A 6,659-nucleotide genomic window follows, 5' to 3' on the forward strand; every position below is an offset into this window, starting at 1 on the left:
GGCTTCCAAGGCCGCTATACCCTCATCGAACACTTCCTGCAAGGCTTTTATATCGAAGTTCTACGCGCCTTTCACCGGGAACATGATTTACCCCAAAACTATACCCCCAAAACTCGGGTTGAACTGGCCGAATACATGGCCTTTACCGAGCAATATGCCAAACGACGCATTTCCCTCCCAGGACGCAACTCCCAACAGTTGATTATCCTGAGAGCCCAGGGCTTTGCCAAGGGACAACCCCCCGAAACATCCATTGACATGGAGTTAGCCGTCGAATCCGGCAAAAGCGAAGAAGACGAAAGCGTCAGCCGCTCGGCCGCCGCCCGTCAAGTGCGCGAACAGATGGTGTCTGATACCATTGACCCGGCGGAATCCGTCATGCGCGATCGCGTCATCAAAGCCCTCATTAACTATCTCAAAGACCAAGGACAACCCGAGTGCATTGATTATCTCACCCTGAAACTGCAAGATATCCCCGCCCATGAAATCGATGAAATTCTTGGCTTAACGGCTCGTCAACGGGACTATCTCCAACAACGGTTTAAATACCATGTCGAGAAATTCTCTCGGGCTGGCAATTGGAAACTGGTTCACCAATGGCTTGGCGCCGATCTCGATCGCAATCTAGGAATGTCTCCGGGACAATGGCAACGTTTCCTCAAAGATCTCACTCCCCCCCAAGTGAAACTCATCGCCCTCAAACAACAAGGATGCAACAACACGGAAATTTCCAACATCCTCAACTGTACCCCTAAACAAGCTCAAAAACGTTGGAGTAAATTGTTGGATTTAGCTTGGCAGCATCGGAATCAGGAATGAGGGGGAGAAGAAGGCAAAAGGCAAGAGGCAAAAGGCAAAAGGCAAGAGGCAAGAGGCAAGAGGCAAAAGTCAAAAGAAAAGATGTCGGGGCGTACCGTTATGGTCGCCCTCTGCTGGGGGCAAGTTGCCCCCAGTTTGTTTGTGGGGTTATCGCTTCATGTGTTCAGCTAACATGGCTTGGGCGCGGGGTTTATAGATGAGGTAAAACAGGGATTCGAGATAGCGCAACATATCTTCCCGGTTTTCCTGAGAAGAGTAGTTCCAGAAACCGTAAGTTTTCGCCATTGACAACAGGCGCGATGTGTGAATGTTCCAGGTGTACGTGCTATAGACTCGCTCCATTCCTTGATTGGAAATCTCCAACCAATAGTCAGGATTCTGCTCGCACTTCGTGGCAAAGTCCACCAACTTTTGGGCCATTTCCTCCAAATTAGTGGGGTTAATATAAAACCCGTTAATCTTGTCCTGGATAATTTCCAGGGGACCGCCAAACTGAGTTCCAAAAGTGGGTAATCCGGAAATCATCGCTTCGAGGATGGTTAAGCCAAAGGCTTCAAAGAGAGCCGGTTGCACGAAAACGCCACGGTGATCGGCAATGACGCGGTAAACTTCTCCTGAATCGACTTTGGGCAAACGAACCCCCAACCAGCGGAATTTACCCTGGAGATTATGCCGTTCAATCAATTCATAGAGTTTGCGCATTTCGGCAATCTCTTCAGCATCATCGGACTCATCTTCCCGCAATTTGCCGGCAATGAAAATCAAATTGTAATGCTCTTGCAACTCCGGACTTTGCCCAAAACATTCGACTAATCCCGAGAGATTTTTGATGCGATCGAGGCGAGCCATCGAAAACAAAGGTCGCTTGTTGGGGTCATCGAGTTTACCAAAGACTTGGGCCGGATCATCATCGGTAAAGAGCAATTGATCTAAACGCTCCACATCAGTCGGAACCCGCTCCTCTTGCCGCAGATAGGGGAAAAAGACCGTCTCATTGACCCCCGGCGCCACCACATTAAACTTGGGACTAAACAAGTTAATCCCGGAGACAACATGATAGAGATCCGGCATCGAGAAACAGTGATAGGACTCATATTGTCCCACACTATCCGGCTTGCCCACAATTTCCTGATAGCTGCTGCTAATAATACAATTAGCAGCATTCATGGCAATCAAATCCGCCGTAAACTGAATCGAGAAGTGATATTGTTGCTCCAAATCTTGCCAGTAGAGGTTACTAAACAGATATTTAGACTTCTCCAAGGCGTGAGCCACATTGAACTGAGTCACCTTGAGACGACGGGAAAGGAGAAACGCGACGATATTGCCGTCGGAGTAGTTGCCGACAATCAAATCTGGGCGACCTTTGAACTCTGCCAGAATTTCTTTCTCAGCGTCGAGTGTGAAGGTTTCCAAATAGGGCCAAATTTCAAAGCGAGAAATCCAGTTCTGAGTCATTTTAGGATTAAACTCGCGGAAGGGAACCCGGAGAATCCAAGCATCATCAGTTCCCCAGATTTTTTCGAGGCGTTCATTACAACGAGTTCCCTCGGCATTGGGAATTAGGCGCGTCAGGACGATGACTTTAGGGTGAACCCCCAACACATCGAGTCCCGCTTCATGGAGTTCGGCTTGCAACTGTTTCTCTAAACTACGAGCCTGATCGAGAACATAGACCACCTGGCCGCCGGTATCAGGACGACCGAGAACCCCCTCTTGTCCGAACCAGCCATGAACCGACACCAAGACGATGCGGAAAATCATGGGGATGCGAGAGACAAAGGTTTCGAGAACCTGGTCGTTGGGGGAGTCGATGAGTTCATCGAGGATATTGAGGGTATCGCGGACTCGGCCGGCGGTATTCCCCCAGCCTGGCTCAAATCCTAGGTCTTGTAGGTCGAAGCGGAAGCTGTCGTAGAGGTCACTCTCGGGACGCTGGCTGGTGAACTCGATCGCTTGTTTAACGCGGTCTGAGAGTTGTTGCCAGGTGCGGATGCGGGGGTTGATGAGGAGTTTTAAGCCGTTGTAGGAATGGAGGCTGAGGAATTGAAACAGGGTTTCTTGCCATTCCCGAGGATCTTGGAAGAGTTTGCTGGAGAGATAGCGGTTGAGAAATTCGACCCCTTTGCCGATGTTTTTGGGGTCACGGATGTTGGGGGAGTAGTCGTAGAAGGGTTCAAAGTCAATCTCGAAGACATCGCCATCTTGAGGGCGATAATGGCCCACGAAGCGATCGCGGGTATCGAGAAGGTCTTGAACGGTAATGGGGTCGTAGCTGAGGTCCTCGTGGATACGGAAGACCTCTTGGTCGGCAATTTTGGGGCGAATGATGGCACAAATGCTCTCCCCATCGACGATGAACTCTTGGGTGTAGAAAATCAGTTGAGCCAGGGGAGAGTCGGTTTGAAAGGCCTGGGACTTCTGATGGTCTTTACAGTAGTCGCTGAAGGCCCGTTCGATGTCGTTGCGTAGGAGGTAGCGTTGCTCTTTGAGACGGAGTTCACCGAGAAACTGACGCAGATCCAGTTTGTTGTTGCTGTTGAGAACCGATTGAAGCAGTTGGGACATGATAGGTCTTGCCAGAGTTAAGAATTTGAGGAGAGGTATGAGGTGGTTTGAGATCCCCGCCGTTGGGGGTCTTCAACCTTTCCTGATGGCTGTTGCCAAATCCGGTCAATTCGCCGTTGGGCCGTTTCGAGGGCCTCGACGGGATCGGCACCGAGAAGGGTTTGTTCGATCGCCCGACCGAGACTATCGGAGAGACGGGCATAATTGGCAATGATGGGACGAGAATGCGCTCCTGACATTTGCTCAAGAAATACGGTCAGAATTGGGCGATCGCTGACGTAGGCTTGATAGGCCTGACTTTGCCGGGCCGTTTGGGTCACGGGGAGATATCCCGTACCTAAGGCCCAGCGAGTCTGAAAGCGATCGCTCAATACAAACTCCAGAAATTCTAGCGCTGCCTGTTGCCGTTCGGGGCGAGTTTTCATGACAAATAAATGTTCTCCTCCCAAGACGGTGGCCTGTTGCTGTGCGGCGGGGATGGCCATGGCATCATAGTCAACGTCCAAGGCCTCAAGTTGTCCCAGGGTCCAAGGACCGGTTAACTGCATGGCCACGCGACCCGCCAGATAGTCGTTGAGTTCATACCCCCGTTCCGGTTGCGAGAATTTAACGGACCCGTCGGCTACTAAGTCGGCCCAAAATTGCAAGGCGGCGATGGCTTCTGGGGTGACAAGGTTAGGAACCCCATCCTCGATTAAGCCTCCCCCCATTCCGTAGAGAAATCCCAGCCAGGTAAAGACGGTCCATTCTCCTTTACCCAGGGAGAGTAACAGGCCATGGCGATCGGGCCGGCCGTCGCCGTCGTTGTCTACAGTTAGGGTTCGGGCCACTTGTCGCAACTCTGGCCAGGTGCGGGGTAAGCTGTCAATTCCCGCCGCCTCGAAGAGACTGGGACGGTAAAAGAGTCCTAAGTTATTGGTGGCCATGGGAATTGACCAAATCTGGTCTTCGAGGGTCATGGCCTCTAACAAGGCCGGATTTAACTGACTGGCGTGAACCGAGTCGTCAAACCACGCATTGAGGGGATGAATTCCCTCCAACTCTACCAATTGCCCGGTAATCATGGGGGTAAACCAGAGTAAGTCGGGGGGAAGTCCACCGACTACGGCGGTGAGAATTTTCGGGAGTTGTTGATCGGGTTGTCCGACGTAGAGGGGATTAATTTGTACATTGGGGTGGTCAGCATTAAAGTCGGCCACCAGTTCGTTAAAGACATCCCGGTTCGGCGGTGGGTTGATACCATGCCACAGGGTGAGGGTTAAGGGGGTCTGGCTTCCTTGGGATGAGAAGGGTTGACAGGCGGCCAGAAGGAGGCTGACACTCAGGGCGATCGCCAGCCGCCACCCCTGTTGCCAGGTTAATCTCAATCGGGATTTCAATACTCTCATCGTTGCTTGGATCTCGAAGGTCAGGGATGCTGGTTCTATTATCCAGGTTTCACCCCTCGGACTGCCGAAAAAACCCCCCACGCTAAATTGTGGGGGGCAAAAAACAACGAAGAGAGAATCGAGAGTTTTGAATTTGGAGTTTTGAGGGGTTGTCCAACGTTTCGCCAACTCTTAGCCATTGCGACGGCGTTTGAGTTGACTGGCACAGCCAGCAATGACTCCTAATCCCAGAATGGAGGCGGGTTCAGGCACCGGCTGAGAGTCATCGCCTTCAACCAGTTTGATTTGATAGGCAAGGTTTGAGCGAGTGGGGCGATCGCCTTCCCAGGACAACACCGAGGTTCCAGTTAGGGTAAACGGACCTGAGAGTTCGGAAATCTGGAGATATTGGGAGGAGTTCCAGTAATCGCAGCCGCTGGCATCTTCACATCCAAAAAATGAGGTCGCGTTAATGGCACTGCTCCCATTGGCATCGCTGAGGAAGAGGTTTTTAACTTCAGCACTGTTGCCGGTTTGACGCGCTGTGGTGCGAATCAAGAGGTCAGAGAAATTCCCCTGAGTGACCGTTTTGCTGACGGTGACACCCGCAACGTCATAAATGAGTTGGCTACCATCGAAGGCCAGAGAGAAGTCATATTCTTCTCCATTAACCCAAGTGAACTCCTTATGGGTGACATCGCTGAAATCTGAATTATGAATGTCAATTTCGTAGTCACCATATCCGTCGATGCCAATCCGGCTTTCAGCGGCCCAGGCTGGCGTCACCCCGAGATCTTCAAAGGCCTGTTCACCATTGAGATGACCGCTAACGGTAAAGGCTTGGGCTTGAGGTGCGTAACCCGTCAATCCGAGTAGCGGCAGCGATAAACTGAGGGCAAGGAAATGACGATTCATGGAATTTCTCGGTGGATGGGACTCGGGACAAATCTAGTTATGGGTTTAAGCCTAACCAAGCCCATCGCAGCCTGTCATCCCTTTGGGGCAGACTTTACAGAAGCTTTTTATTTTGAAGGGATTTCATGGGGAACTTTAAAGCTAGGATGAAGTCCTGGACTATTATTTTGGGTGTGATTCACCATGAGCCTTGGCCTTCGTAATGGCTTTGTTACCCTTGCCAGTCAGCAAGTTGAGACGTTGGTGCAGTTCTACACGCGCCTACTGGGGCAATCTCCCCACAGTGCCATTCCTGGTACGTATGCCGAGTATCAAGTCCCGGGATTGCGGCTGGCTATTTTTCAGCCGGGAACTTCCCAGACAGGCGAATTTAAACCGCTCCCACCGGGGGCGATGAGTCTCTGTTTGGAGGTTGAGGATATTTATGGGGCGATCGCCCATTTAACGGCCATCGGCTATCCCCCACCGGGTTCTCTGATGACAACATCCCATGGTCGAGAAATCTATGGTTATGATCCCGATGGCAACCGCTTGATTCTCCACCAAGGAGCGAGTGAGGGCGCTACTGGCTGAGTTCCTGGAGGCTTAAGAGCATTAACATGGCCGTTAAGCCTAACAGGGCGGTGGCTCGGCTGAGTCGGCGGCGGCGATCGCCGCTATGGGGCGTCATCCACTCACGAACCCACAGGGACATCCCTGATCCGAGGACGTAACTGGCACTCAGTAACAGATAGGGCCATTGATCGTGCCAAAGCCACAACAGCAACATCAGCACGGCTAAACTGAGCATCAGCAGTTCCACGAAGCGGGGAGGGTTAGCCCGGCTGGCGGCAACTAGGGTTTGCCAGAAGGATTCCCAGAGGTGCATAGGGTAATAGGGGAAGGGAACAGGGAACAGGGAACAGGGAACAGGGAACAGGGAACAGGGAACAGGGAACAGGGAACAGGGAACAGGGAACAGGGAACAGGGAACAGGGAACAGGGAACAGG

General features: G+C 51.9%; 6 protein-coding genes. 2 read left to right on the top strand and 4 right to left on the bottom strand.

All coding sequences use genetic code 11. The annotated features are described in order from the left end of the window. A partial coding sequence (locus R6U67_RS01260) for a hypothetical protein (RefSeq protein ID WP_410250856.1) occupies positions 1–819 on the top strand: 819 nt, incomplete at its 5' end. Between the two features lie 147 nt (positions 820–966). Here R6U67_RS01260 and R6U67_RS01265 read toward each other — a convergent pair. The 3 genes from R6U67_RS01265 to R6U67_RS01275 form a co-directional block, all read right to left on the bottom strand. Continuing rightward, a complete protein-coding gene (locus tag R6U67_RS01265; RefSeq protein WP_410250857.1) occupies positions 967–3,387 on the bottom strand; it encodes a sucrose synthase in 2,421 nt (806 codons plus the stop codon). Between the two features lie 17 nt (positions 3,388–3,404). Continuing rightward, positions 3,405–4,775: an ABC transporter substrate-binding protein gene (locus tag R6U67_RS01270; protein ID WP_410250858.1), complete on the bottom strand. Its 1,371-nt coding sequence runs from the start codon at positions 4,773–4,775 to the stop codon at positions 3,405–3,407. 171 nt (positions 4,776–4,946) lie between these two features. Beyond that, a complete protein-coding gene (locus R6U67_RS01275) occupies positions 4,947–5,669 on the bottom strand; it encodes a PEP-CTERM sorting domain-containing protein (protein WP_410250859.1) in 723 nt (240 codons plus the stop codon). Between the two features lie 183 nt (positions 5,670–5,852). Here R6U67_RS01275 and R6U67_RS01280 point away from each other — a divergent pair, with 183 nt between their 5' ends. Next, positions 5,853–6,242: a VOC family protein gene (locus R6U67_RS01280; RefSeq protein WP_410250860.1), complete on the top strand. Its 390-nt coding sequence runs from the start codon at positions 5,853–5,855 to the stop codon at positions 6,240–6,242. Here R6U67_RS01280 and R6U67_RS01285 read toward each other — a convergent pair. Then, positions 6,232–6,659: hypothetical protein (locus R6U67_RS01285; RefSeq protein ID WP_410250861.1), on the bottom strand; the 428-nt coding region annotated here is incomplete at its 5' end. The two genes, R6U67_RS01280 and R6U67_RS01285, sit on opposite strands and share 11 nt — an antisense overlap.

The sequence above is a fragment of the Sodalinema sp. genome (genome assembly GCF_046483825.1).
Lineage (GTDB): Bacteria > Cyanobacteriota > Cyanobacteriia > Cyanobacteriales > Geitlerinemataceae > Sodalinema.